Source organism: Paludibacterium yongneupense DSM 18731 (assembly GCF_000422925.1).
Lineage (GTDB): Bacteria > Pseudomonadota > Gammaproteobacteria > Burkholderiales > Chromobacteriaceae > Paludibacterium > Paludibacterium yongneupense.
Genome location: NZ_AUGZ01000035.1, coordinates 18,612 through 41,103 on the forward strand (window position 1 = coordinate 18,612; position 22,492 = coordinate 41,103).

Annotated in this window: 21 protein-coding genes and 2 tRNA genes; 13 read left to right on the forward strand and 10 right to left on the reverse strand. The window is 61.7% G+C overall.

All coding sequences use genetic code 11. The annotated features are described in order from the left end of the window. Positions 1-5 precede the first annotated feature (5 nt). From G520_RS24015 to G520_RS0112415, 3 genes are all read right to left on the reverse strand, one after another. Complete coding sequence (locus G520_RS24015) at positions 6-638, reverse strand: class I SAM-dependent methyltransferase (RefSeq protein ID WP_028535949.1); 633 nt, start codon at positions 636-638, stop codon at positions 6-8. Positions 639-898: 260 nt separating this feature from the next. Then, positions 899-1,909 (reverse strand): GAF domain-containing protein, encoded by a 1,011-nt coding sequence (locus G520_RS22675; RefSeq protein ID WP_051229368.1) that lies wholly within the window; start codon positions 1,907-1,909, stop codon positions 899-901. Between the two features lie 127 nt (positions 1,910-2,036). Then, positions 2,037-3,194: an iron-containing alcohol dehydrogenase gene (locus G520_RS0112415; protein WP_028535950.1), complete on the reverse strand. Its 1,158-nt coding sequence runs from the start codon at positions 3,192-3,194 to the stop codon at positions 2,037-2,039. 246 nt (positions 3,195-3,440) lie between these two features. On the opposite strand from G520_RS0112415, the gene G520_RS0112420 reads away from it, so the two are divergent. The 5 genes from G520_RS0112420 to G520_RS25375 all read left to right on the forward strand — a co-directional run bounded on the left by G520_RS0112420 (position 3,441) and on the right by G520_RS25375 (position 6,330). Continuing rightward, positions 3,441-3,686, forward strand: a complete 246-nt coding sequence (locus tag G520_RS0112420) for a hypothetical protein (protein ID WP_028535951.1) — start codon at positions 3,441-3,443, stop codon at positions 3,684-3,686. 127 nt (positions 3,687-3,813) lie between these two features. Next, complete coding sequence (locus G520_RS0112425) at positions 3,814-4,821, forward strand: sulfate ABC transporter substrate-binding protein (RefSeq protein ID WP_028535952.1); 1,008 nt, start codon at positions 3,814-3,816, stop codon at positions 4,819-4,821. A gap of 38 nt (positions 4,822-4,859) precedes the next feature. Then, entirely contained in the window at positions 4,860-5,132 is a 273-nt protein-coding gene (locus tag G520_RS24475) for a DUF2325 domain-containing protein (RefSeq protein WP_084637613.1), read from the forward strand. Continuing rightward, positions 5,129-5,677 carry a hypothetical protein gene (locus G520_RS0112435; RefSeq protein ID WP_028535954.1) on the forward strand — a complete coding sequence of 183 codons (549 nt, stop codon included), beginning with the start codon at positions 5,129-5,131 and terminating at the stop codon, positions 5,675-5,677. The genes G520_RS24475 and G520_RS0112435 overlap by 4 nt, the downstream gene beginning before the upstream one ends. Before the next feature lie 281 nt (positions 5,678-5,958). Continuing rightward, positions 5,959-6,330: a helix-turn-helix domain-containing protein gene (locus tag G520_RS25375; RefSeq protein ID WP_211222824.1), complete on the forward strand. Its 372-nt coding sequence runs from the start codon at positions 5,959-5,961 to the stop codon at positions 6,328-6,330. A gap of 42 nt (positions 6,331-6,372) precedes the next feature. Here G520_RS25375 and G520_RS0112445 read toward each other — a convergent pair whose 3' ends face one another. Beyond that, positions 6,373-8,268 (reverse strand): methyl-accepting chemotaxis protein, encoded by a 1,896-nt coding sequence (locus tag G520_RS0112445; RefSeq protein ID WP_028535955.1) that lies wholly within the window; start codon positions 8,266-8,268, stop codon positions 6,373-6,375. A gap of 818 nt (positions 8,269-9,086) precedes the next feature. Here G520_RS0112445 and G520_RS24020 point away from each other — a divergent pair. The 3 genes from G520_RS24020 to G520_RS0112460 all read left to right on the forward strand — a co-directional run bounded on the left by G520_RS24020 (position 9,087) and on the right by G520_RS0112460 (position 12,030). After that, a complete protein-coding gene (locus G520_RS24020; RefSeq protein ID WP_028535956.1) occupies positions 9,087-10,169 on the forward strand; it encodes a porin in 1,083 nt (360 codons plus the stop codon). Positions 10,170-10,361: 192 nt separating this feature from the next. After that, the gene (locus tag G520_RS0112455) at positions 10,362-11,396 is read left to right on the forward strand and encodes a collagen-binding domain-containing protein (protein WP_028535957.1); all 1,035 of its coding nucleotides are present in this window, start codon (positions 10,362-10,364) and stop codon (positions 11,394-11,396) included. A gap of 97 nt (positions 11,397-11,493) precedes the next feature. Further along, positions 11,494-12,030, forward strand: coding sequence for a phospholipase D family nuclease (locus G520_RS0112460; protein ID WP_028535958.1), 537 nt, complete (start codon positions 11,494-11,496; stop codon positions 12,028-12,030). On the opposite strand, the gene G520_RS22690 is transcribed toward G520_RS0112460, so the two are convergent. Further along, positions 11,992-14,124, reverse strand: a complete 2,133-nt coding sequence (locus tag G520_RS22690) for an EAL domain-containing protein (RefSeq protein ID WP_051229369.1) — start codon at positions 14,122-14,124, stop codon at positions 11,992-11,994. The two genes, G520_RS0112460 and G520_RS22690, sit on opposite strands and share 39 nt — an antisense overlap. A 315-nt stretch (positions 14,125-14,439) precedes the next feature. Here G520_RS22690 and G520_RS0112470 point away from each other — a divergent pair, with 315 nt between their 5' ends. Then, positions 14,440-14,673: a hypothetical protein gene (locus G520_RS0112470; RefSeq protein WP_028535959.1), complete on the forward strand. Its 234-nt coding sequence runs from the start codon at positions 14,440-14,442 to the stop codon at positions 14,671-14,673. A gap of 177 nt (positions 14,674-14,850) precedes the next feature. Here G520_RS0112470 and G520_RS24025 read toward each other — a convergent pair whose 3' ends face one another. Beyond that, complete coding sequence (locus G520_RS24025) at positions 14,851-15,402, reverse strand: phasin family protein (RefSeq protein WP_084637615.1); 552 nt, start codon at positions 15,400-15,402, stop codon at positions 14,851-14,853. A gap of 810 nt (positions 15,403-16,212) precedes the next feature. Next, positions 16,213-16,737 carry a glutathione transferase GstA gene (gene gstA / locus G520_RS22705; RefSeq protein ID WP_246542652.1) on the reverse strand — a complete coding sequence of 175 codons (525 nt, stop codon included), beginning with the start codon at positions 16,735-16,737 and terminating at the stop codon, positions 16,213-16,215. Between the two features lie 132 nt (positions 16,738-16,869). On the opposite strand from gstA, the gene G520_RS0112490 reads away from it, so the two are divergent. Further along, on the forward strand, positions 16,870-17,760 hold the full coding sequence (locus G520_RS0112490; RefSeq protein ID WP_028535960.1) for a LysR family transcriptional regulator: 891 nt from the start codon (positions 16,870-16,872) through the stop codon (positions 17,758-17,760). A gap of 421 nt (positions 17,761-18,181) precedes the next feature. Here the strand turns inward: G520_RS0112490 and G520_RS0112495 are convergent. After that, positions 18,182-18,266: transfer RNA gene (locus G520_RS0112495), tRNA-Leu, on the reverse strand. Between the two features lie 231 nt (positions 18,267-18,497). On the opposite strand from G520_RS0112495, the gene G520_RS0112500 reads away from it, so the two are divergent. Both G520_RS0112500 and G520_RS0112505 read left to right on the forward strand, forming a co-directional pair. After that, positions 18,498-19,190 carry a Bax inhibitor-1 family protein gene (locus G520_RS0112500; protein WP_028535961.1) on the forward strand — a complete coding sequence of 231 codons (693 nt, stop codon included), beginning with the start codon at positions 18,498-18,500 and terminating at the stop codon, positions 19,188-19,190. Between the two features lie 152 nt (positions 19,191-19,342). Beyond that, positions 19,343-19,948: a hypothetical protein gene (locus tag G520_RS0112505; RefSeq protein ID WP_028535962.1), complete on the forward strand. Its 606-nt coding sequence runs from the start codon at positions 19,343-19,345 to the stop codon at positions 19,946-19,948. Here G520_RS0112505 and tilS read toward each other — a convergent pair. Together tilS and G520_RS0112515 are read right to left on the reverse strand one after the other, a co-directional pair. Continuing rightward, a complete protein-coding gene (gene tilS, locus G520_RS22710; RefSeq protein WP_084637617.1) occupies positions 19,882-21,276 on the reverse strand; it encodes a tRNA lysidine(34) synthetase TilS in 1,395 nt (464 codons plus the stop codon). The two genes, G520_RS0112505 and tilS, sit on opposite strands and share 67 nt — an antisense overlap. Continuing rightward, positions 21,248-22,213, reverse strand: a complete 966-nt coding sequence (locus tag G520_RS0112515; RefSeq protein WP_028535963.1) for an acetyl-CoA carboxylase carboxyltransferase subunit alpha — start codon at positions 22,211-22,213, stop codon at positions 21,248-21,250. Before G520_RS0112515 ends, tilS begins: the two co-directional genes overlap by 29 nt. 203 nt (positions 22,214-22,416) lie before the next feature. On the opposite strand from G520_RS0112515, the gene G520_RS0112520 reads away from it, so the two are divergent. Then, positions 22,417-22,492, forward strand: a tRNA-Val gene (locus G520_RS0112520).

Here is a 22,492-nt window from a genome sequence, read left to right on the forward strand (position 1 = left end):
CCTCCTCAGTCGTCCCGGCGAGCGAACAAACGTGCGATCGCATGATAGTGCGGAACGCCGTGGCCGGTATCCAGCGCGTACTCCTCCTGGTAGGCCAGCAAGGTCAGGCCGGCGAACTGCGCACGCAGTTCGCCGGGCCGATAATAGTGCATAACATAGGCCGCCGTTTCGCTGGCCTGCCGTCCCTGCGCCGCATAGCCCGGGTCATCCTGCATGAACACCGAAACGAACAGCAAGCCGCCGCGAAGCAGCCCCCGCTGCATGCCGGCGGCCAGTCTCGCGCCGCCGGCCTCATCCAGGTGGTCGAGCGAGGTATTGGCAATGATCAACCGATAGCGGTCTTCAGCGATGTCCAGCGCGGCGAGATCGGCGACCTGCCCGCTGATATTCAGCCTCTGTTCGCGTGCCCGGCTCTCCAACACCGCAATGGCCTCGGCCGACCCGTCCACCGCCTGCATGTCGAAACCGCGCCCGGCCAGATACAGGGCGTTGCGACCCTGGCCGCACCCGAGGTCGAGCCCTGCTCCATGGCCGTCGACAGCGAACTTGTCCAGATAATGAACCAGAAACGGAGAGGGGCGCTCCCCGTAGAACGATGTATTCGAACGATAGACGCCGTCAAAATCCCTGAATGCCATCTTGAGTATCCCCGATTTGAGCACGGCGCATCCGTTCCGCCGCGTTGACCATGATCATAATATATTTACATGTTATAAGTATTTATACTCATGAATCAGCATGATTAATGACAAAATTGCAACAGCAAAGCGCCCCCGGACGCAAGAGCACAGTCAAAACAGATGGGATACCGCTTGCCGCACACGGCAGCGGCGTGCGCACGGGGACGGCCGGAGCCGGAGACAGAAGACGGCCCGCCCGGTCTTGATAGCGTCGCGGCTCAACGCTCCGATGCGCGCTGTTGGGCCAGCCCGTCGAAGCGCGCGACACGCAGGTGATGATCTATCGTCACCAGGGCGGCGGCCACGTCCCAGTGCGGCCCCTGGACCAGCGCACCGCCGACGCTGACCGCAAGCGCCCTGGCCGTGCGTGCCGCCCCACGCGCCGCCAGCACCACGTTGCGGCGTGCTTGAGCGAGCGTCGCGGCATCGCACGGCGAGAGCATCAATCCGAACGTTGCCTCGCCCAGACGCGAAACGGCATCGCTGGGGCGCAGCGCGCGCCGCAAACTGGCGGCGACGGCAACCAGCACCCGCTCGCACTCTTGTGCGATCTCGCTCGGAAACGCCTCCACTTCCAGCAGCAGCAAGGCGAAGTCTTTCTGCTGCTGGCGCGAAAATGCGGCTTCGGCCTGCAGCAAAGCCTCGAATCCACTGCGATTCCACGCCCCGGTCAGCGGGTCGAGCAGAGCGCGGCGCTGACTCTGATCGCGCTGCGACAACAGAATCTGCTGCGCGGACAGGGTCGGCTCATATTGCATCTCATGCTCCGCCATCGCCGCCAGGTCGATCAGCATGGCCAGTTCGGAGTCGGAAAACTCGCGCGGCACGGTATCGATCACGCACAAGGTTCCGGCAGACAAGCCCGCTGCCATCGATAGCGGCACCCCGGCGTAGAAACGGATATACGGCGGCCCCAGCACCAGCGGGTTGTCGTGAAAACGCGGATCGAGCCGCGCATCGGGCACAAGCAGCGGCCGACCGGCGGCGACCGCGTGACCACAGAAGGAAATCGCGCGCGGCGTCTGGTCGGCAAGCAGACCGACACGGGACTTGAACCATTGACAGGATTCGCCGACCAGGCTGACCAGCGCAATCGGCACGCCGAGCGCGCGCGCCGCCAGACGGGTTATGCGATCGAAGCGCTCCTCTGCCGGAGAGTGCAGTAAATTGATCGCATCCATGGCGGCCTGACGCAAGCCTTCGTTTTCCGGCACAGGTGGAATATACATATTTTCTTTTAGGGGCGAGTCTTCGATAGCGAGCCCTATATCTTGTGTATGACCCATATCGGGCGCTCTAGCAAGAATGGGGACCGCCGCCAAGACAACGGCATGCAAACCAAAGCCGAATTACCCGTTACAGGGCCGACAGAAAGACCTGCCGGCTCATTTCCGGCGTCACCGTCCCGTGCTCGCCCAAGGCCACCATCTCGTGCGCCGTCAATTGCCCGATCAAGGCATCGATATGCTCGGCACCGATGCGGTAGGCCCCCAGCCGCGTCGGCAGTCCCAACGCGGTGAAGAACGCTTCGGTGCGCGCGATGGCCTCTTCGATACGGCGGTCTTCATCGCCTTCGGTGCAGCCCCATATCCGCGCACCGTACTGCAAGAGCTTGGCGCGCTTTTCTTCCCGCCTCACGCGCAGCATCGCCGGCAGAACCACTGCCAACGTTCGCGCATGGTCTATGCCGTGCAGCGCCGTCAATTCGTGACCGAGCATGTGCGTGGCCCAGTCGCGCGGCACACCGCAGGCGAGCAGTCCGTTGAGCGCCAGCGATGCGCACCACATCAAATTGGCGCGTACATCGTAGTCCGCAGGCTCTGCCAGCGCCCGCGGCCCGGCCTCGACCAGGGTCAGCAACAACGCTTCGGCCAGTCGGTCCTGCACCGTGGCGCCGACCGGGTAAGTCAGATACTGCTCGAGGACATGAACGAAGGTATCGACAATACCGTTAGCCACCTGGCGCGGCGGCAGGGAAAACGTTTTTTCGGGATCGAGAATGGAGAACTGGGGAAACACCCATTCACTCTTGAACGACAGCTTGGCCTGCATGGAACGGCGGGTGACGACCGCCCCGCTATTCATCTCGGAACCGGTCGCCGGCAAGGTCAGAACGGTGGCGAACGGCAGGGCGGACCGTATCGTCTGCCCGCGTCCGGACAGGATCTCCCACGGATCGCCCGCATACCGCGCCGCCACGGCGACGAATTTGCATCCGTCGATGATGGACCCTCCACCGACCGCCAGCAAAAAATCGGCGCCGTGCTCGCGCACCCGCTCCACCGCCTGCAGCAAGGTCTCATACACCGGGTTGGGTTCGATACCGCCGAATTCGCCGACGCGGCGTTCGCCCAGCGCCGCCCTTACCTCGTCCAGAACCCCATTGCGCTCGGCGCTGCCACCGCCGTACAGCACCAGAACGCGCGCATCGGCAGGGATTTTTTGCCCGAGCAAGGCGATCTTGCCCCGGCCGAGAAAGATACGGGTCGGATTGTAAAAAGCGAAGTCAAGCATGATGAGCCTTTGCGATGAAATCGGTAACGGGGGCTAGTATGCTACGCCGCAACGCCCGCGGTACAGGTTCGGCGTGCGGTCGGGGATATGTACAATTGATTACAAAACCATACAAACGCATCACAGACGCCCCGGCGTGGAGGCGGCGATAATAATGTTCCATACCCTAGCGGTCCGCCGCTGCGGCGGCGCGGAAACAAAGGATGCGTAGTTCGCGCAGACCTATTTTGCTCTGGAACCAAACCGATGAATAAAATTATTGCCGCCATCCTGGCTGCAAGCTTCGGCTTGGCCTATGCGATGGTACTACCGGCCCGCAATCCCCCCGCCAGCAGCGGCGCGCATTTCACGGCACCGGCAGACGACGACGATGCCGCGCCGCCGATTCATATCCATCACACCATCACCAAGGGCAAAGGCAGCCACGCTCCGGCCCCCGCCCCCGTGCATCGCACGCCGCGCCGTTCGCGCCCGGCTTCGGCCCCGCAGTGAGCGGCAAGCGCCGCCGCACCCGCTTATCTCTAATTGTTATTTAAAAATAGAAATTCATAATTTCTAGGCATTTTGAATTAACGGTAGACTCTGTGCATCGTTTCAAATTCTGCACAAGGAGTCCCGGATGAGCTTCCCCCCCAAGCGCTGGCTGAGCGCCCTCGCCCTTGCCGGCGCATTGACCCAGGTTCAGGCTGCGCAGATCGACCTGCTCAACGTCTCGTACGACCCGACGCGCGAGTTTTATCAGGCGATAGACAAATCCTTCGCCGCCGCCTGGCAGAAACAAAGCGGCGACACCCTGCAGATCCGCCAGTCGCATGGCGGGTCCGGCAAGCAGGCGCGTTCCATCATCGACGGCATCGACGCCGACGTGGCGACGCTGGCGCTCGGCTACGACATCGACGCCCTGGCCGACAAGGGCCTGCTTGCGCACAACTGGCAGGCACGCTTGCCGCACAACAGCTCGCCCTACACCTCGACCATCGTGTTTCTCGTGCGCAAGGGCAACCCCAAAGGCATACACGACTGGAAAGACCTGATCAAACCGGGCGTGCAAGTGATCACCCCCAACCCTAAAACCTCCGGCGGCGCGCGCTGGAACTACCTCGCCGCATGGGGCTATGCCTTGCATCAAGCGGGCGGCAACGATGCCCGCGCCCGCGACTTCGTCACCAAACTCTATCAGCACGTCCCGGTTCTCGATTCCGGCGCCCGCGGCGCCACCATCACCTTCGCTCAGCGCGGCCTCGGCGACGTACTGATCGCCTGGGAAAACGAAGCGCTGCTGTCGCAGAAAGAGCTCGGGGCCGGCCAGATAGAAATCGTCACCCCCTCGGAAAGCATACTGGCCGAACCGCCGGTCGCCGTCGTCGACAAAGTCGTCGACCGCCGCGGCACGCGCAAGGTGGCCGAAGCCTACCTGCGCTTCTTGTACACGGCGGAAGGCCAGACCATAGCCGCCGAGAATTTCTACCGTCCGACCGATCCGAAAATCGCGGCGCGCTACGCTTCGCAATTTCCGAAAGTGAAATTGTTCACCCTGGCCCAGGTCTTTGGCGACTGGCGCAAGGCGCAGACGCGACACTTCAACGACGGCGGCGTATTCGACCAGATCACGCAAGGACGCAAATAAGCCGCGCCACACGGGATTCGTCACACGGGGAGCAGAGCATGCGGGCACTGATTGTCGGAGGCGACACGATAGAACCGGTTCGCCGCCAGCTTATCGCACAGGGGTATAATGAGCTGGATCACTGGAAAGGCCGAAAGCCGGGCGAGTGCCGCAGGCCTTTCCCCCGCCACATCGATCTGGTTGTCATCATACTGGGTTACGTCAACCATACCTTGTGCCAGCGGGTCAGACACGAAGCCGCGCGGCAGGATCTGCCGATTCGTTTCTGCGGCCGTAAATTTACCAGCTTGCAACCGGGAGGCCCCCCGTGACCGATCTACTGGACTTTTTCACCAGCCGCGTCCAGAGCCAGTATTTCAGCGGCTTCCCGATTTACCAGTCCGCCGAGGGAGCATTTTACGGCGAGTATATGAAAATCCGCCTGTTCAGCCGTTTCGACGAGCTAGGCGACGGCCAGGCGCTGGCCTCGCTCGTCGGGCTCACCGCGCTGGGCACACCGATCGAGCCCGCCACGCTCTACCGCCTCAGTCCGACCAGTCAGTCGGCGGCGGTGCTCGACCGCTTTATCCGTTCCATCCACCTGCTGAACTTCCTGCAGCAGCCGACCCGCTACCAGCCGCTCTACCTCGGCGTCTCCAGCGCGCTGATAGACGAAGTCCATGGCGAGCACGGCCGGACTTTCCGCGACATTCTGCAACGCCTCGATCTCGACGGCCACCCGTTCGGCATCGTATTGCCGGACGAACTGGCCGCGGCGCCGGCCCGGCGCCGCCAGATTGCCGCCAACTATCGGCGCCATGGCTTTCTGGTCGCGGTGTACGATGCGGCCGGCGGCATCGCGCCGCTGGCCGAGTAAAGCGCTGGCCGGCTCGCCCGCCGGCAAAGGCAATACGCGTTGCGTAGGGCCTGCTGCTTTTCAGCTATGCATTTCGGATTTCTCCTAGCACACCCCAGCTTAGAATCAGCGAACTTTCCCGTCGGCAACCGCACTATCGACTATGCCCTCCCGCCGTGACGACCGCGCGCCGGCGCGTGAATGGGTATCGTGCCGAGCAGACTTGCCAGATTCGGGAACTTTGTCGAAACTAAACTGACTATGTAAAGTGTTGAAACAGAATATTTAAGGAGAGAGCCGAAATGCCAAATAAAGAGGTCGAATTCGATCCCCGCGCGATGCGCAGGGGCCTGGACCTGAATCAGCAGGAGTTCTGGTCCGCCGTCGGCGTCACCCAGTCCGGCGGTTCGCGCTACGAACAGGACCGCCGCATTCCGCGGCCGGTCATGGAACTGTTGCGACTGCGCTATCAGCTCGGCATCCGCCTCGAAGACATCACCGCGCAAAACGCGTCCATGATACGCGCAATCACCGAGGGCCACCTCGACACCGGCACCCTGAAGAAACAGCTCGAAAAGATACAACGCGTGATCCAGAGCAGCCAGCAGCTGGCGAGCAGCGCGAGCGAACTGTCCGCCGCCGCCGAGGCCGTGCTCGAAGAACGCGTCGGCTGAAACCGTCCCGTCCGCCCCCGCACGGAGGACGGGACGTATCCCCTACAGGCGGAAGCGGTCGAAGGCGGACTGGATCTGGCCGGCGACCGCGTCGAGGCGCGACAGGGCCTGGCGCGCGGACTGCATATCGGAATCGGACTGCACGATCTGGTTGTTGATCGATTCCGTGCTCTGCGCCATCGCCACCGCCGCCTGCTGCTGCTCGCCGGTGGCGAAAGCGATGGAGCTGATCTTCGCAATCATGTCGTTCATCGTCAAGGAAATGGCCTCGAGCCGTTCGCGCGCGCCCTGCGTCAGACCGACGCTGGACTCGACCATGCCCATGGTGCCCTGCATGGTCGCGACCGCGCGCTTGATTTCATCGAGAATGCTCTCGATCATCTGCGAAATTTCCACTGTCGCCTGCCCGGTCCGCTCGGCCAGCTTGCGCACCTCGTCCGCCACCACCGCGAAGCCGCGCCCTTGCTCGCCTGCGCGCGCCGCCTCGATCGCCGCGTTCAGGGCCAGCAAATTGGTCTGATTGGCGATAGCGCTGATCACATTGGTGATCTTGGTGATTTCCTGCGAGCGTTTTTCCAGCGACTCCAGCAACTGCGACAGATCCGAAACCGAGCGGCTCGTATGCGACATCTTGTCGCTGATATCCTGGACATCGCCCGCGCTCTGCTGCGACGCCTCGCCGGTACGCTTGGCAAGGGCATCCGTTTCCTGGGCGGTGGCGGCGATATTCGACACACTGACCGACACTTGCTCGATCGAGGCCGCGTTCGCGCTGGAAATATCCGACAGCCGGTTCGAGTCGCGTGCGACCCGCTCGACCAGGCCGTTGACTTCGACCACCCCGCTAGTCAGCACCCCGGCATTATCGCGCAGCTCGCGGAACAAGGCGGCGATACGGGAAACGAAATCATTGAATGCGTGCGCGGTCTCGCCGACTTCATCGTGCGTGTCGACCTCGATGCGGCGAGTGAGATCGGCCTCGCCCTGCGAAATCTCGCGCATCGCATCGCGCACTTTGAGCAGGGCGGCCAGCTGCATGACGATGTAGCGTCGACAGGCCACCAGCACGATCAGCAAAATCAGCGCGAGCACCGCCAACGTCTTGGCCAGCTTGGCATACAGCGGCTGCAACAGGGCGGAACGGTTGGCGACCACGACGAGCAGGAAATCGCTATGCGCAATCGCATAGGCGCTCACCATGCTGGAGGCGCCGTTTACATCGAGCGTGGCAAAATCATGCCGCGCACTCAGACCCGACAAGGCCTCGCCGGTCAGCCCCGCTCCCAGCTGCGTGGCGGGCTGATTCAAGAGCTTTTTGTCGGAGTGCGCAAAAATCCTGCCGTTGCGATCGGCGATGAACATATAGCCATTGCCCATGACGGTGATGTACTGCAGCTCGCTGAGAATCGACGCTATCTGCATGTCGGCGCCGAGTACGGCCACGACCTTGCCATCATGCGTGAGCGCGCGCGCCATCGACGACACGGCCTGGCCGGTCGCGGCCGCCACCGACGGCATGTCGACAAAAGCATGATCGGGCTCGGCGTAGGCACGCTTGAACCAGTTCCACTTGCGCGGGTCGTTGTTGTCGGGCGGCAGTTGCACCCCGTTGGCGTTGTCCTGTTTGCCATCCGGATAGGCGATGAAAATATTATCGAACGATGCCGCATCGCGCGCGTATTTCAGCCGCCCGGGCAACTGGGCGGGGTCGACGTCGGCGGGAAATGCGTCCAGCACGCGGGTCTTGGAGGCGATCCAGGTGCTCAGGTGCGAGCTGTAGAGCTTTCCGACCGAGGAAATCTCCTGCCGCGCGGTTTGATCGACATCGGCAGCGGACAAACCAAAGTCCACCGCCGACACCACGGCACCGGTCACGACGACAAACCCGGCCACCGCCAACGTCAGTTTCTGACGCAATCCGGCAAAACCTTTACTCATTATTTGTGACTCCCAGCGTCATTATTGTATATGGCTGTCGCCCCGGCCCATGAGGCCGGAACCAACGCCCCCGCATCATAGCCGCATCCCGCCTTGTAATGAATATGTAATCTTGCGGGAACGCGCCTACCCGCGTCCCCGCACTCGCCCCGGCGAAGCTTGGCCTGCCCCGCGCGCTCGCGCCTTAATTATTAAATGTATGCGCGCGAATAGCATGCTTTGTAATACACGCACTACATTTTTTTGTTTTACGCAAGTAATTCGTGTCAGAACGGTCAATCCAGCCAACTGCGATGCCGTATGGACCGATTTCAGACAGAGTGGCGTGGGGGTTTTAGCCACACAAACTGAGCTGAATTAACAATTCGGCAACACAGGGTTGCGTTTATGCAACACACTCACCCTCCCACCCACCCCGCCCCGCGACCCCGCCGGAACGGGCTGGGAGCAGCCTGGGCACATAGCACGCAAGACCCTGTTTTTAAAAGCGTCACGCCATCCGTACCCCCACCGTATAAACGCGTTGCATTTTGGCAATGAGGCGCTAATCTTGTTGTATTCCTGCAGCAAAAAAAGGAGGGCAGTGCAGATAAACAACACTCATGCGCAGAATTCATTCGCACCATGCGAGCAAAGAATATTATGATTTGCATCAATCACGGTAAACCCCCAGCACAAGCGGGTACCGAAACGATTCAGGCAGTCCGATTTTGGCAGTTGCTGTACGGCAGTAGGTTGCGGTCAACCTGATGCATCACTCAATACACAGGCCAACCGCAACACGTTCGATCAACCATAGAGACAATTGGAACGGAACAATGAAAACCAAGCACATCACTCTCGCTATCCTGGCCGCCGCTTCCGCTGGTGCTTTCTCCGCTGCTTACGCTGACGACACTTCCGGCGTGGTCATTTCCGGCTTCGTCCGCGCCGGCGTCGAAAGCCTGAACTCCAACGCCAACTACGCTTGGGGCAACAACAGCACCACCGCCGCCAACGCCACGCGTTCCTCGGCCACCGGCGTCTGGGGCCGTTCGCAAATCAACTTCAACGGTTCCGAAAACCTCGGCAACGGTCTGTCGGCTGTGTTCCAGGTGAACAACCGTTTCTCGACGACCGGCAACGGTTATGACGACCAGCACGGCGCCAAGGCCGGCACCTTCGCCTCCGACGATACCTTCGTCGGCGTGAAGAGCGACAGCTGGGGTGAAATCCGCCTCGGCAAAGGCACCGGCAACACCGAAGACGGCAAGTACGACAACACCTACGTTGTCGGCCCGGACCAGATCCTCGGCTACTTCGGCGGCGTGACCGACAACAACATGGTTCGCTACGACCTGCCGAACTTCGGCGCTCTGTACTCGTCGGTTCAGTACTCGACCGATGAAAACAAGACCACCACCACCAGCGCCACGCAACGCGTAAGCGTAAACGTCGGTTACGATGTCGGCCAATGGGGCGTGTCGGGTGCTTACGGCAACAAGAGCAATGTGGTTAGCCCGTTCGGCTGGTCCAACAGAACCGGTACCGCATCGCTGACCGACCTGCACTTCACCGCTTCCTACAAGCCTATCGATGCGCTGCAACTGGCCGTCGAACTGCAACGCGAAAGCTGGAACAGCCAATCGCAAACCAAGTCGGCCCTGTACGCCTACTACACGATCAACAACGTGCAACTCGGTCTGCAAGGCGGCGTGCAAACCTTCAGCGGCGACAAGATTGCCAACCTGAAGAACGGCAAGTTCGTTGACGCCTTCGTTCACTACGCGCTGAGCAAGCAAACCACCGTTTACTTCGAAGCCGTGACCGACCGTGACGGTTCCAGCGCCATCGACAACAACAACACTGTTGTCTCCGGTGCTCGTAACGTGTTCATCGTAGGCCTGCGCAAAGGCTTCTAAAAAAAAGACAACGCTCGTTAGCCGTAGACAAGAGCCTGCTTCGTGCAGGCTCTTTTTTTATCTGAATTTGCAGAAAAACCTGAAAGTGGTATTTAAAACAACAGATACAATCATTTTCAATGGTAACTATTGCCAAGTCCAAATGACAACTGAGACAATAGTCTTAACATAAATCAACACGGATTTGCGACCATGATGAAGCTGCCCAGCGCCCTTCTCCTTGCGTCCGGCCTGTTTGCCGCGGCACAGGCCAACGCCACTCTCAGCTTCAGCAGCATCGCCGGTTCGTACAATCTGTTTCTGTCCGGTAATCTAGGATCGTCCTCGGTCGCCTACAGCGGCGACACCCAGGGAGCGATGGCCGTAGGCGGCAACGCCTGGCTGCAATCGTACTCCGTGGCCGCCACTTCGAACGCGAGCGGCACCGCTCTGGTGGTCGGCGGCTCGCTGACCCAGAACGGCGGCACGATCAACGGCAACGCCTATGTCGGCGGCAACGCGAGCTTTCCGACCAATTACGGCGGCACCACCATCAATGGCAGCCTTACCTATGGCGGCAGCTTGAACTCGGCCCCGACCCAGGTCGGCACGACCACGCACAGTGCGAGTGCGGCCGGCACCCTGGACTTCAACGCGGCGGAAGCCACGTTGCAGCAGACTTCGGCCTATCTCGCCAACAGTGCGAACTTCGGCGCGAGCCAGACCGGCACGGTCAGCGTCGCACCGTGGACGACCAACAACTACGTGCTGACCGGGACCAACAGCAGTCTGAACGTATTCACCATGACCACCGCGCAACTGGCGGCGCTGAGCAGCGGCAGCTTTACCATCAATGCGCCGTCGTCGTCGACCGTGGTCATCAATATCACCGGCAGCAGCGCGACTTTCGGCGCGCCCGGCAACTTCGGCTTCTTCCTCAACGGCGTCAGCGCGAGCCACGTGCTGTTCAATCTGGATAGCGCGACCTCGGTCAATATCTCCGGCCTCGGCGTCTACGGCAGCATCCTGGCGCCAAACGCGGCGGTCACTTTCAGCAACGGCCAACTGAACGGCACGCTGATGGCGGCTTCGCTGTCCGGCTCGCAGTGGCAGGGCGGACAACTGAATTCGGTCGCCTTCACCGGCACCCTGCCGACGATCTCGCCGGTCCCGGAACCGGCCAGCTACGCCCTGTTCGGGCTGGGCTTCGCCGGCCTGCTGCTGCGGCGACGCCGCAAGACGCACTGAGAAAAAGCCGCCTGCGGGCGGCTTTTTCATGGCCGCCCTGCCGGCGGTGTGCGGATTTTGACAGCAGGCGCGCGTCGGCTCTGCTAGAATCCCGCGCATGAAACTCTCCGCCCCCCTGCTGCTGGCCGTTCTCGCCTTCCCTGTCGCACCCGCGCTGTGCGCGCCATTGCCGACCAACGCCGATTACGATGTCGGCTTTTCGCCCGGACAAGGGTCGCTTGAGCTGATTCTGAAAGAAGTGCGCAGCGCGCGCGCATCGATTCTGGTCGCGGCCTACTCTTTCACCAGCAAGCCTATCGCCAGTGCTTTGCTCGACGCCAGCCGGCGCGGCGTCAAGGTTGCGGTCGTGGCAGACGAAAAATCCAACTCGCGAAGCTATAGCGCGGTCAGCTATCTGGCCAATAGCGGCATCCCGGTCCGGCTAAACGGTCATTACGCGATCTTTCACCACAAGTTCATGGTCATCGACGGCGCGACACTCGAAACCGGCTCGTTCAATTACACGGCCGCCGCCGCCAAATCCAATGCCGAAAACGTTCTGCTGCTGCGCAACGTCAAACCGCTGGCCGCGCATTACACCCAGGAATGGCGCCGCCTATGGGACGAGGCCACCCCCCTGGGCAAAAGCTACTGACACGGCGGCTTCACGCCTGCCGCCACGAATCGGGGGATGGCTCTGAAAATAATTCAGACAGCGCACCTCGTCCAGCGGCGGGCTGTGCAGATAGCCCTGAAACAGATCGCAGCCCATCTGCGCGAGCGCTTCGCGCTGCTCCTGCGTCTCGACGAATTCGGCCACCACCTCCACGCCGCGCGCACGACCCAGCGAAACGATAGAACGGATAATGTCGGCATTGGTGCTGTTGCTCAGCACTTCGCGCGTGAGCGAGCCGTCGATTTTGATCGCATGCACTTGAAAACGGCGCAGATACAATAGCGATGAATGCCCCATCCCGAAATCATCCATCGCGAAACGCACCCCGGTCTGGCTCAAGCTTCTCAGGGTCTGGTCGACCATGGCGCTATCCGGTATCGCCGTCGATTCGGTGATCTCAAGCTCGATCTCCTGCGGTTCCAGCTCGAACTCGTACAGACAGCGCTCGAGAAAGTCTGCCAGCCCCAGGTCGGTCAACTGGGCCGGGGAGACATTGACCGCCATCGTCAGCGCCCGGTAACCGCGTGCATTCCAGCGCGCCTTGCAGGCGCAGGCCTGGCGCAAGACCCAGCGCCCGAGACGATGGATTTCGCCGCCATCCTCGGCCAGAACAATCGCCAGCAGAGGCGAAACCGGACCGTGATGTGCATGATTCCAGCGCAGCAGGGCCTCGACGCCGACCAGTCTTCCGCCGCCATCGTGCTTGGGCTGGTAGGCCAGGGTCAGCACATTGCGCTTGAGATCGGCCTGCAAATCGGCCCACAACGCACGCGCGATCATCCCGACCTGGCCCTGCAACCTGATGGCAGGCATGCGGCCGGCCTCGTCGGACAGAATCGCCTGCGTCGCGGCCGCGAATGCGCGCCCTTGATCCCGCACCCGCCTGGCTTCGGCCCGCAGCACAAAGGGCCAGTACATCGCGGTACTGAGGGCGAGTTCCGCCAGCTGCCAGGCCGCGCCGCGCCAAGAGCCGGTCAGTAGCCAACCGGAGATCACGGGCGGCGTCGTCCAGGGCACATAGCGGCCGGTAAAGGCGATGAGGCCAAGCTGGACCGCCAGCCCGGTCAGCCCGGCCAGCACGGCGGGGACCAGCAGAAACGGCAGCAGATAGACCGGACGGAACACCAGGGGCAAACCGAACAGCAGGGTTTCATTGATATTGAACAAGGAGGACAGCAACGAGAGCAGTCCCACCCTGCGCTGAGGCCCCGCGCGCACGAGCAGCAGAATGGCCAGCAGCAGCCCCAGGGTCGCACCGGAGCCGCCAAGCATGACAAAGCCGTTGAATAGCGGGCGGTAGGCAAGCGTATTGTCATAGCCGGCCCCGAATGGCAAAAACAGATCACTGCCATAGGCGCTCAGCACATGACTGCCCTGCACGCCAAAAAACCAGAAAATCTGATTGACCTGTGTCGCCAGCACACTACAAAGCCAGACCCCGGCATGGTGCATCTGCGCCCACTGCGCGAGCGGGCGCAGCAGATGCGGCCCCGGCGAGCCGACGGCACAAAGCAGATGAGCCAGCATGAACGCGGTGACAGCCGAGAACATCAGCGGCAGGCACAGGCGGATGGAATCGTAAAACAGCACCTCGGTGTCGCACGGCGCACGCACCAGGTTCAAGCCGCGCACGCGCACCAGCGCCCGCAGCGCCTCGGCGGAAGCCACCCCGATGAGCATGGCCGACAGCATGCTGTCGTAGCCAAGACTGGCAACCGACAGCGGCGCGCGCACCAGCGTGAATACCATGAAATTGACCAGCGCGGACAGCCCGACATACCATTCTGGGATTTCATCGTCGTCGCCATGCCGTGCCACCAATGCGCGATCCAGACGTATCGCCACGATGGCAACCAGGCAGACTGAAAAAATGCCATGCGTCGCCGCCACGAGCAGCTCGAGATTCAACGATGCGGACCAGACTGGATTAGACAGGAAGGACACGCGTTGCGGAGCTGACAGGGACAGAAGGGCTTGCAAAACCATGACCACGACGCCGATAAAGGTCACCGGCAGTAATATAATGAAGGCATCCCTCACTGCCAGCAACCACAAGCGCACCCGCTCACCCATTCAACACCCCGCTCAACTCGTTGTTCAGTCGGAGTGGAGCCCCCGCTCCCCGCCCCCTGCACCGGAACATCCCGCGCCTGGTTGCGCCTGGAAGCCGGTTTAATTTCAAACGTCATTATTTACATAAATATGCATATCAGTCTAGCAACTTAATATTCCCAGCCTCAATCACAAGCTAAGCTTACAAATCGCACGCCCTGAAAATAGCCCGCTCCTCGTCACACCCGCCATCCGGACACAGGTATAGTTATCAGCAGGCGACCACCCAGCGTCGTACGCACGCAGCGACCCGCTGGCAATGAAAGAGGGGGATGCATGTCAAAATTCGAATACAAGGGCATCGCCGTGCGCTGTGCAGCCACAGAGCAGGAAGACGGTCTCTTCAATGGAGCCGCTTTCGTTTACCTCAGAGGGCCCGACGACAGCCCGCACTACATGCCCAACGCGGTTCGTGGCGCGGAGTCGGCGGCAAGCGCGACCGAGGGCGCATTCGCGGCCGCCCGCAGCTATATCGACAGCCACTTGCCGCGCCGCCGAAAAATACATTGAATACGGAGGGTCGCGGACAGCGCCCCCCCCCCCCCCCCGCAGCTCACGCCGGATGCGTCGGCCCCGATAAAGCCGGCCCTCGTCCCTGCAACTGTAAAAATGCCCCGCCTTGCCTGCGGCAAGACGGGGCATGAGCGACCCCGGGAGCGACGCCGTGCCAGACGTGGGCGCCGGCTTTCAATGCGGCGGCGCGACTCGTGGCTTTCTGCCGCCGGACTTCGCCGCTAGCGGCGCGACGGGCTTGGCGCCGGAATCCGCAACCGGCGCGACGACTTCCACACCCTGCGGCAGATCGGCAACGCCCCCCGTCGCCACTGAAACCGTGGAGGCGGATCTGACGGCGACGCCAGGAGCCTCCTGCACATCGGACGTCAGAGCTTCCATGCGACCGAGCACCGCTTTGCCCAACATGCTCACGTTTTCTTCCACGAGCCGGGCCCATTCGCGCTGCGCCTGCACGGCGATACCGTAAAGTCCGAGCGAACGGGCGAGTGCACGCTCCAGCGACTGCCCCACATGGGCATTGAAGCGCTCGACAGCCTGCTGCGGATCGCGTGCTCCTGCCAGTTCGGCCGCCGCATCGGCCCGGGCCGCCAGCGACGTCTTGAAATACTCGAGATTCAGCTCCACCGCACGCTCCACGCTATCGAGCGCAATGCGCGTGAAGCGCAGTGCCGGCTCGAACCCCGTGGTGAAGTACACACTCAACGACTCATTAGACTTATCCATCAGATTATCCTCACAAGCGTTGCAAGCCCCTCCATTCCTTGTGCGACAAGGCGGGAAGGAATAGAAAAAGACCAGCGAATACCACCGGCCGGGCGAAGCTGGCGGCAGGCGTGCCACCGCACGCCGTGCGGACGCGCCCTTGCGGGCTGGAACGCAAGGGAAACTGCTCTCCAGTTTAGATCATCGGCATGCAAATACAGGAAAAACACGAGCCGGAATTCGTCTGTCTCCCCCAAGCACCCGCCCCGCTGTGCGCAGCCTGGGGCAACGGGTTTTCCTATTCCACCGTGTCCGGAAATACCCAGGCAGGTCACTGCCCGCATGGCAGGCATTTAGCCAAGCGACCGATATCCGGCCGATTCGTAATGCCGGCCACTATTATCGTATGTGCGAGTTGCTGAACGTATTGAGGGAGGCCCCCCAGGGTAACGATCAGCATCCGTTATGGGAATACGAGACCACCCGCCACCCGCAGCCCGAGTCGACGGGTATTGATGGCCTGCGTTTCCTGATGCAGGGACACGGGTTGCGTCTGGGGGATCTGCCCGAAATCGGTAGTCAGGACGTTGTCTCCTAAATCATCTCGGGCCGACGCGAGTTGAATCTGCGCCAGGCGAAAGCGCTCAGCCGACGACTCGAGGCAAGCACGGCGGCATTCATCGGCTGAGGATCGGTGACGGAACTCCCAGGTGCTGACGCATTTCGGGCATGCTTCCTGGCGGCTCGCGGCCATTACACGGCTTCTGCCCGCAAGGCCGCCTGTACGGCGGGCCGCGCCCCGACCCGCTTCACATAGGCCTGCAGCGCGGGTCAGCGGCCAATATCGATGGAGAAGAACGCGCACCAGCCCAACACGGTGAACAGGTAGGCATCGACCACACTGAAAGACACGCCCGCCAGGTAGTCCTGCCGGGCCAGAGTGGCTTGCAGGAAGTCGAGCCGCTTGAACAGCTTTTCGCGGAAGAATGCCTTGGCGTCCTCGGGCAGCGCGGCATTAAACAACGGCGCGGAACCCGCGTGGATTTCGCTGGTGACGAAGTTCAGCCACTCTTGTAGGCGCACCCGCTCCCAAGTGCCTGCGGCGGGTACCAGGCCGTTTTCCGGCTTGAGGTCGGCCAGGTACTGAACGATGACCGGGCCTTCGGTCAGGACCTGGCCATCGTCCAGCTCCAGCGCGGCGACATAGCCCTTGGGGTTGACGGTGCGGAAGTCGCGACCGTCGGCGGTCAGCTTGGTCTTGTTGTCCACCTTTACCAGCTCGAACGGCAATCCGAGTTCGCGCAGCACGATGTGGGGCGACAACGAGCAGGTATAAGGGGCGTAATACAGTTTCATGAAGACTCCGTGGAAAGTTGAAAGCCCGTCGCGCGGCATGCTGCCTGGCGTTACATGGCACTGTGCTTGCAGGGAGTAATTCTGTAAAATTAATATCCAATTAATTATGTATTAGACAGGCTACTAACAACCATGATGAACCTCCTGCACTGGCGTCTGATGGTGGCCGTGGCGGATGCTGGCAACATCTCGCGCGCCGCCGAGCGCGTGGGCATCACCCAGTCGGGCGCTAGCCAGGCCATCGCGCAGTTGGAAGCCGCGCTGGGCTTCCAGCTGTTCGTCCGCGAGCGACGGAATGTCGCCGTGACTGCCTTGGGCGAAAAGGTCATCGAACACGCCCGCGTCATGCTGGCGCGGCTGGACGCGATCCGACTGCTGGCCGACGACAGCAGCGGACTCAATGGCGCACGCATCCGCCTGGCGAGCTTTCCGTCGGTGATTTCGACACTGCTGCCCGGCCTGCTGCGCGATTTCCAACGCCGTCATCCGGGCATCGAGCTGGTGGCGTTGGAAGGAACGGACGAGGAAGTGGAAGACTGGCTGGCCACAGACACCGTGGAGCTGGGCGTGGTGCTAAACCCGGCGCCGGGCCGCGCAGCGGCGGTGCTGGGGTGTGATGCCTGGGTCGCCGCGCTGCCCGCCAACCATCCGCTGGGACGCCGTGCCAGCGCGGGCGGCGTCACCCTGGAAGAACTGGCCACGCAGCCCTTCATCCTCGCCACGGGCGGCTGCGCCGTGAACGGACAAAGCCTGATGGAGCAAGCGGACCTGCACCTGTCGGATGTGCGAGTGACGGTACGCGATTGGGCCAGCGCCTGCGTGCTGGTGCGCGAAGGCATGGGTGTGGCGCTGGTGCCCGAATCGACCCTGCCTGACGATCAGCGCAGCTTGCGCGTGATGCCGCTGCTACCGGCGATCCACCGCAAGTTCGGCTTGGTCTGCTCGGAGGCAGGGAAGGCTTCGCGGCCAACACAGGCACTGCTAGAAGGACTGCACAAGGATGTCCTCGCCAGTAGCCGGTGACGGGACGCCGACTCCCAATCTCCATGACACCATGCCACCCGCGCAGCGCCGCGGAGAGCGGCGGTCCCAGCCGCAGGCCGCCACGGCACCAGGGGCCGTCTGCAAACCATTCCGCTCGCTCGAGCCCTATCGCGGCTTCTATCCCGACGCTCCAGGCCATGGCCTCGGCCTTAGTGCGAAACGTGGCAACGGGAGATGACTTTTTGCCGGACGCGGGCGCGCCAGCCGTTTTGTCGTTTATCGGGTGCAGCCATCGCCGGGACAAAACGGGGACAAATTTGGGACAACGGGTAGCGAAAACAGCGGCAAAACACGGGGACCGGCGGCAGGCGCCACAAGCGCGCTTCAACACGGATAATCGACAGGGACGGGGCTTGCCGGGGATATCTGCACTACGGAGAGGATTTGAACCAAACCAGGCTGGTGCGAGTGAAGGGACTCGAACCCCCACGCCTTTCGACAATAGAACCTAAATCTATCGCGTCTACCAATTTCGCCACACTCGCACGCCGTTCGTCCTCCGGGTCGGCACGGCCATGACTGGCAAGCGCGCCGACAAACGCGTACCATTGTGCGGTCACGCTTCCGAAGTGACGCAAGGATACCCGAAGGCGCCACCGCAGGCAAGACGCCATCGCCGTCCTCTTGAAGAAACTATTTCTGATGCCATATGTCTATCGTGCATCAGTCATGAAACATCATCAACACGCACGTTTACACGCGCAGGAGAAACACATATGCAACCGAACCTTCAGACGGCTTACCGAACCACCTCCGTGGCCGATTCGCGCCACAAGGTTCTGCGCAACACCTATGCCCTGCTCGGCCTGTCCCTGATCCCCACGGTCATCGGCGCGCTGGTCGGCACCAATATGAACTTCACGCTGTTGCGGGCCAGCCCCATCATGGGCATGCTCGCCATCATGGCCGTTTTCTACGGCCTGGTGTTCGCTATCGAGAAAAACCGCTATTCCTCGCTCGGCATCTACCTGATGCTGGGCTTCACCTTCATGATGGGCCTGCTGCTCGGACCGCTGCTCCAGCTCGCGCTGCGCTTCAGCAACGGCGGCAGCCTGATAATGGTCGCCGGCGGCGCCACTGCGCTGGTCTTTCTGACGATGGCGTCCATCGCCACCACCACCCGGCGCGACCTGTCCGGGCTCGGCAGCTTCCTCACCGTCGGCTGCGTGATCCTGATGGTCGCGGTCGTGGCCAACCTGTTTCTGCAATTGCCGATGTTCCATCTGGTCATCGCAGCGGCCTTTGCCCTGTTCAGCTCGCTGATGATACTGTGGCAGGTCAAGGTCATCGTCGACGGTGGCGAAACCAGCTACATTTCGGCGGCCCTGTCGATCTACATCAGCATCTATAATCTGTTCACCAGCCTGCTGCAGCTGCTGCTGGCCTTTGGCGGCAACAACCGCAACTGATTGAACGGTGACTGACATGCAACGGCGGACCCTGGTTCGCCGTTGTTTTTTATGTAAACCGCCGTCGGCCGCCGAATAACCGTCATTGCCTTTATTCACAAAATACGCGTTATACGTATCGTATACTGCGACCTTTGCCCCCCACTCTGGCAATGAAACGCACACTTCTCTTTCTGTTCGCCCTGCCCCTGTCTGGCGCATGCGGCGCCGAGCCCGTGACCGCACCCGTCTTCCGCCCTGGCGACAACTGGGTGCTGCGCACACTGGATGGCTACAAGCAGGACAAGGAATTATCGCGCGAAGCGCTGACCGTGAAATCGATCAGGAACGGCCTGGTGATTTACGAGATCCGGTCAGGGGACACGATACGTCAGGGTGCGAGCAGCATCGACTACAACCCGGTCTCGGTCGACGCCCAGCACCATCTGCAGGTAAGGAAACACTGGCAATGGCCGCTTGAACCGGGAAAACGCTACGACTACCCGGTGGACGATGCCAATATCACACGCGCTTCGGTCGAGGTCGGGCAGATGGAAAAAATCACCACTCCCGCCGGCCGTTTCGATGCCATCAAGGTCACGACCGAAGGCGGCTGGCGCAACAACAGCGGCCGGGGCGCCACCGGCCGCTGGGTCAAGACGGAATGGTATGCCCCGGCGGCAAAATGGGTGGTCAGATCGGAGTACCGCGACTACTCGTCCAAGGGTGACATCGCCAACTGGATCGTGACCGAAGCCGTGTCGGTCTCCGCCGACTGAAACGCCGGCACGCCGGCCTCCGGAACCCATCGCGGCCAGAGCCCCTGGCCGCAGGCCAGTTCCCTATCCACGGCGATGCCGGGCACGGCCGCCAGTCGTCCGTCGGGCAAATACAGCAAGGGCCAGCGCGCGCGCAAATGAGGGGGAATGCCGGCCTCCTGCAGCAAGGTCTTGACCGGCTTGCCGCCAAACCCCTGGCGCAGACGCTCGCCCCCCCGCCGCGGACGCAATGCAAACCCCGCCGCCAGCAGCGCCGGAGGCAGGCCGTACTCTCGCTCTTCCCACTGCAGGCAGCCGTTCCAGCCCGTCACACGGCCATCATCCCCCCACGCCAGGACCTGTTCCTGCGGCAAGGGAGAGCCCCTGTCCACCCACAGGTAACCGCGGTAACGAATCAACCGACCGTGCGCCAGCTTCAAGCTCGGGTTGCGGTCAGCAACGGCCGTCAGCACCTGCTCGCGAAATGCCTCCAGCGACAGCGGCCCGGGTTCGCCCAGGCCCAGCCCACCCACCCAGCGCAACAGCACCTGCCGCTGCCGGGCCGGGCCACGTTGCGCAAGCATCGCACAATCGAGGCGGCCGTCGCACAGGCAAGCCGCCAGGTCGGATGCCGCCACTTCGTCCAGCACCTGTGCCGCGTCGGCCATCAAGGCGGCAGTACGCTGAAAATGTTGGCGATAATCGGGCACGCCGCGTTCCAGCCGGGGCAGTAGCGCATGCCGGAGCAGGTTCCGCCGCCAGCGAAGATCGTCATTGCTATCGTCGTCGACCCATTCGAGGCCTCGCCAGGCCGCGTAGCGTTCGACTTGCGCGCGCGTTGCCGAGAGCAAAGGCCGCCACAGGATCTTGTCGCCCAGCGCACGCATCGCCGGCATCGCCGCCAGCGCGCGCGGCCCGCCGCCGCGCAACAACTGCAACAGAACCGTTTCCGCCTGATCGTCAAGGTGATGGGCCAGGACAATCACGTCGGCCTGCGTCGCCCCGAGCGCAGCGTAGCGTTTATCGCGCGCCACCGCTTCCAGGCTCTGGCCGGGGCCGGCATCGACCTCGACCCGCTCGATGCGCAGGGGCAGCCCGAGTGCGTCGCACTGGCGGCGGCAATGCGCGGCCCAAGCGTCGGCGCACGGATTCAGACCATGGTGTACATGACAGGCCGACAATGAAAAATGGCGCCGCTCTCGCGCGCGCCACAACAGGTCCAGCAGCACCATGGAATCGATGCCGCCGCTCAGGCCAAGCTCAAAAGCACATTGGCCGGACAATGCGGCCGGCCAATGTGCGATGAAGTCATCGAGCAGATCAGGCGGCCTGTTCCTTGAATCGTCCATAACTCATCAAACGGTCGAAGCGGACTTTGAGGAAATCATCCACCGAACGACCGCCCAGTTCCTTCAGTTGTTCCTGCAAGGCGCGTTTCATCGTGCTCATCATCTGGGCGTGGTCACGGTGAGCGCCGCCCAGGGGCTCGCTGATGACGCGATCAACCAGACCCAGCGTCTTGAGCCGATGCGCGGTAATGCCGAGCGCCTCGGCCGCATCGGAGGCGCGTTCGGCCGTCTTCCACAGAATGGAAGCGCATCCCTCGGGCGAAATCACCGAATAGGTCGAGTATTGCAACATATTGATGTAGTCGCCGATGGCGATCGCCAGGGCTCCGCCGGAGCCGCCCTCACCGATCACGGTTGCAATGACCGGCACCCGCAACTTGGACATTTCATACAGATTGCGACCGATTGCCTCGCTCTGACCGCGCTCTTCGGCGTCGATGCCGGGATAGGCTCCAGGCGTATCGACGAACGTCATCACCGGAATGCCGAACTTTTCCGCCAGCTGCATCATGCGCAGAGCCTTGCGATAGCCTTCGGGGCGAGGCATGCCGAAATTGCGGAAAATCTTTTCCTTGGTGTCGCGGCCCTTCTGATGGCCGATGACCATGACCGACTGGCCGTTGAATCGCGCAAGGCCGCCGACGATGGCTTGATCGTCCGCAAAATGTCTATCGCCGTGCAACTCTTCGAAATCGGTAAAGATAGCGCCGACGTAATCGAGGGTGTAGGGCCGTTGCGGATGGCGCGCGACTTGAGAGATCTGCCAGGGCGTCAGTTTGCCATAGAGGATTTTGGTCAGCTCCTGGCTTTTCTTCTGCAGACGGGAGATCTCTTCTGATATATCCAGAACCGAATCGTCCTGGACAAAGCGCAATTCTTCTATCTTGTTCTCGAGCTCGGCTATCGGTTGCTCAAAATCGAGAAAGGTGGGCTTCATTCTTTACATCATCCGATAGGGAGAATCGAAGAATGATACATGAGGGGCAAACCCGCCGTCACCCTCTGAGCCGGACAAAATTCAAGAAATACGGCCCAGGCGCTTGAAATCGGAAAATCAAGCAAGAATTGTCATCTTCCCTCTTGCGCAAGCTGATACGGTATGTTTTAATTCGCCTCCTGCCAACAACGGCGGGCATTACAGGGCGTTTAGCTCAGTTGGTAGAGCGTCTGCCTTACAAGCAGAATGTCGGCGGTTCGACTCCGTCAACGCCCACCA

Bases quoted from the DNA above. Each gene is read 5' to 3' on its own strand.
- G520_RS24015 (WP_028535949.1), bottom strand. From the start codon at position 638: ATGGCATTCAGGGATTTTGACGGCGTCTATCGTTCGAATACATCGTTC.
- G520_RS22675 (WP_051229368.1), bottom strand. From the start codon at position 1,909: ATGTATATTCCACCTGTGCCGGAAAACGAAGGCTTGCGTCAGGCCGCC.
- G520_RS0112415 (WP_028535950.1), bottom strand. From the start codon at position 3,194: ATGCTTGACTTCGCTTTTTACAATCCGACCCGTATCTTTCTCGGCCGG.
- G520_RS0112420 (WP_028535951.1), top strand. From the start codon at position 3,441: ATGAATAAAATTATTGCCGCCATCCTGGCTGCAAGCTTCGGCTTGGCC.
- G520_RS0112425 (WP_028535952.1), top strand. From the start codon at position 3,814: ATGAGCTTCCCCCCCAAGCGCTGGCTGAGCGCCCTCGCCCTTGCCGGC.
- G520_RS24475 (WP_084637613.1), top strand. From the start codon at position 4,860: ATGCGGGCACTGATTGTCGGAGGCGACACGATAGAACCGGTTCGCCGC.
- G520_RS25375 (WP_211222824.1), top strand. From the start codon at position 5,959: ATGCCAAATAAAGAGGTCGAATTCGATCCCCGCGCGATGCGCAGGGGC.
- G520_RS0112445 (WP_028535955.1), bottom strand. From the start codon at position 8,268: ATGAGTAAAGGTTTTGCCGGATTGCGTCAGAAACTGACGTTGGCGGTG.
- G520_RS24020 (WP_028535956.1), top strand. From the start codon at position 9,087: ATGAAAACCAAGCACATCACTCTCGCTATCCTGGCCGCCGCTTCCGCT.
- G520_RS0112455 (WP_028535957.1), top strand. From the start codon at position 10,362: ATGATGAAGCTGCCCAGCGCCCTTCTCCTTGCGTCCGGCCTGTTTGCC.
- G520_RS0112460 (WP_028535958.1), top strand. From the start codon at position 11,494: ATGAAACTCTCCGCCCCCCTGCTGCTGGCCGTTCTCGCCTTCCCTGTC.
- G520_RS22690 (WP_051229369.1), bottom strand. From the start codon at position 14,124: ATGGGTGAGCGGGTGCGCTTGTGGTTGCTGGCAGTGAGGGATGCCTTC.
- G520_RS0112470 (WP_028535959.1), top strand. From the start codon at position 14,440: ATGTCAAAATTCGAATACAAGGGCATCGCCGTGCGCTGTGCAGCCACA.
- G520_RS24025 (WP_084637615.1), bottom strand. From the start codon at position 15,402: ATGGATAAGTCTAATGAGTCGTTGAGTGTGTACTTCACCACGGGGTTC.
- gstA (WP_246542652.1), bottom strand. From the start codon at position 16,737: ATGAAACTGTATTACGCCCCTTATACCTGCTCGTTGTCGCCCCACATC.
- G520_RS0112490 (WP_028535960.1), top strand. From the start codon at position 16,870: ATGATGAACCTCCTGCACTGGCGTCTGATGGTGGCCGTGGCGGATGCT.
- G520_RS0112500 (WP_028535961.1), top strand. From the start codon at position 18,498: ATGCAACCGAACCTTCAGACGGCTTACCGAACCACCTCCGTGGCCGAT.
- G520_RS0112505 (WP_028535962.1), top strand. From the start codon at position 19,343: ATGAAACGCACACTTCTCTTTCTGTTCGCCCTGCCCCTGTCTGGCGCA.
- tilS (WP_084637617.1), bottom strand. From the start codon at position 21,276: ATGGACGATTCAAGGAACAGGCCGCCTGATCTGCTCGATGACTTCATC.
- G520_RS0112515 (WP_028535963.1), bottom strand. From the start codon at position 22,213: ATGAAGCCCACCTTTCTCGATTTTGAGCAACCGATAGCCGAGCTCGAG.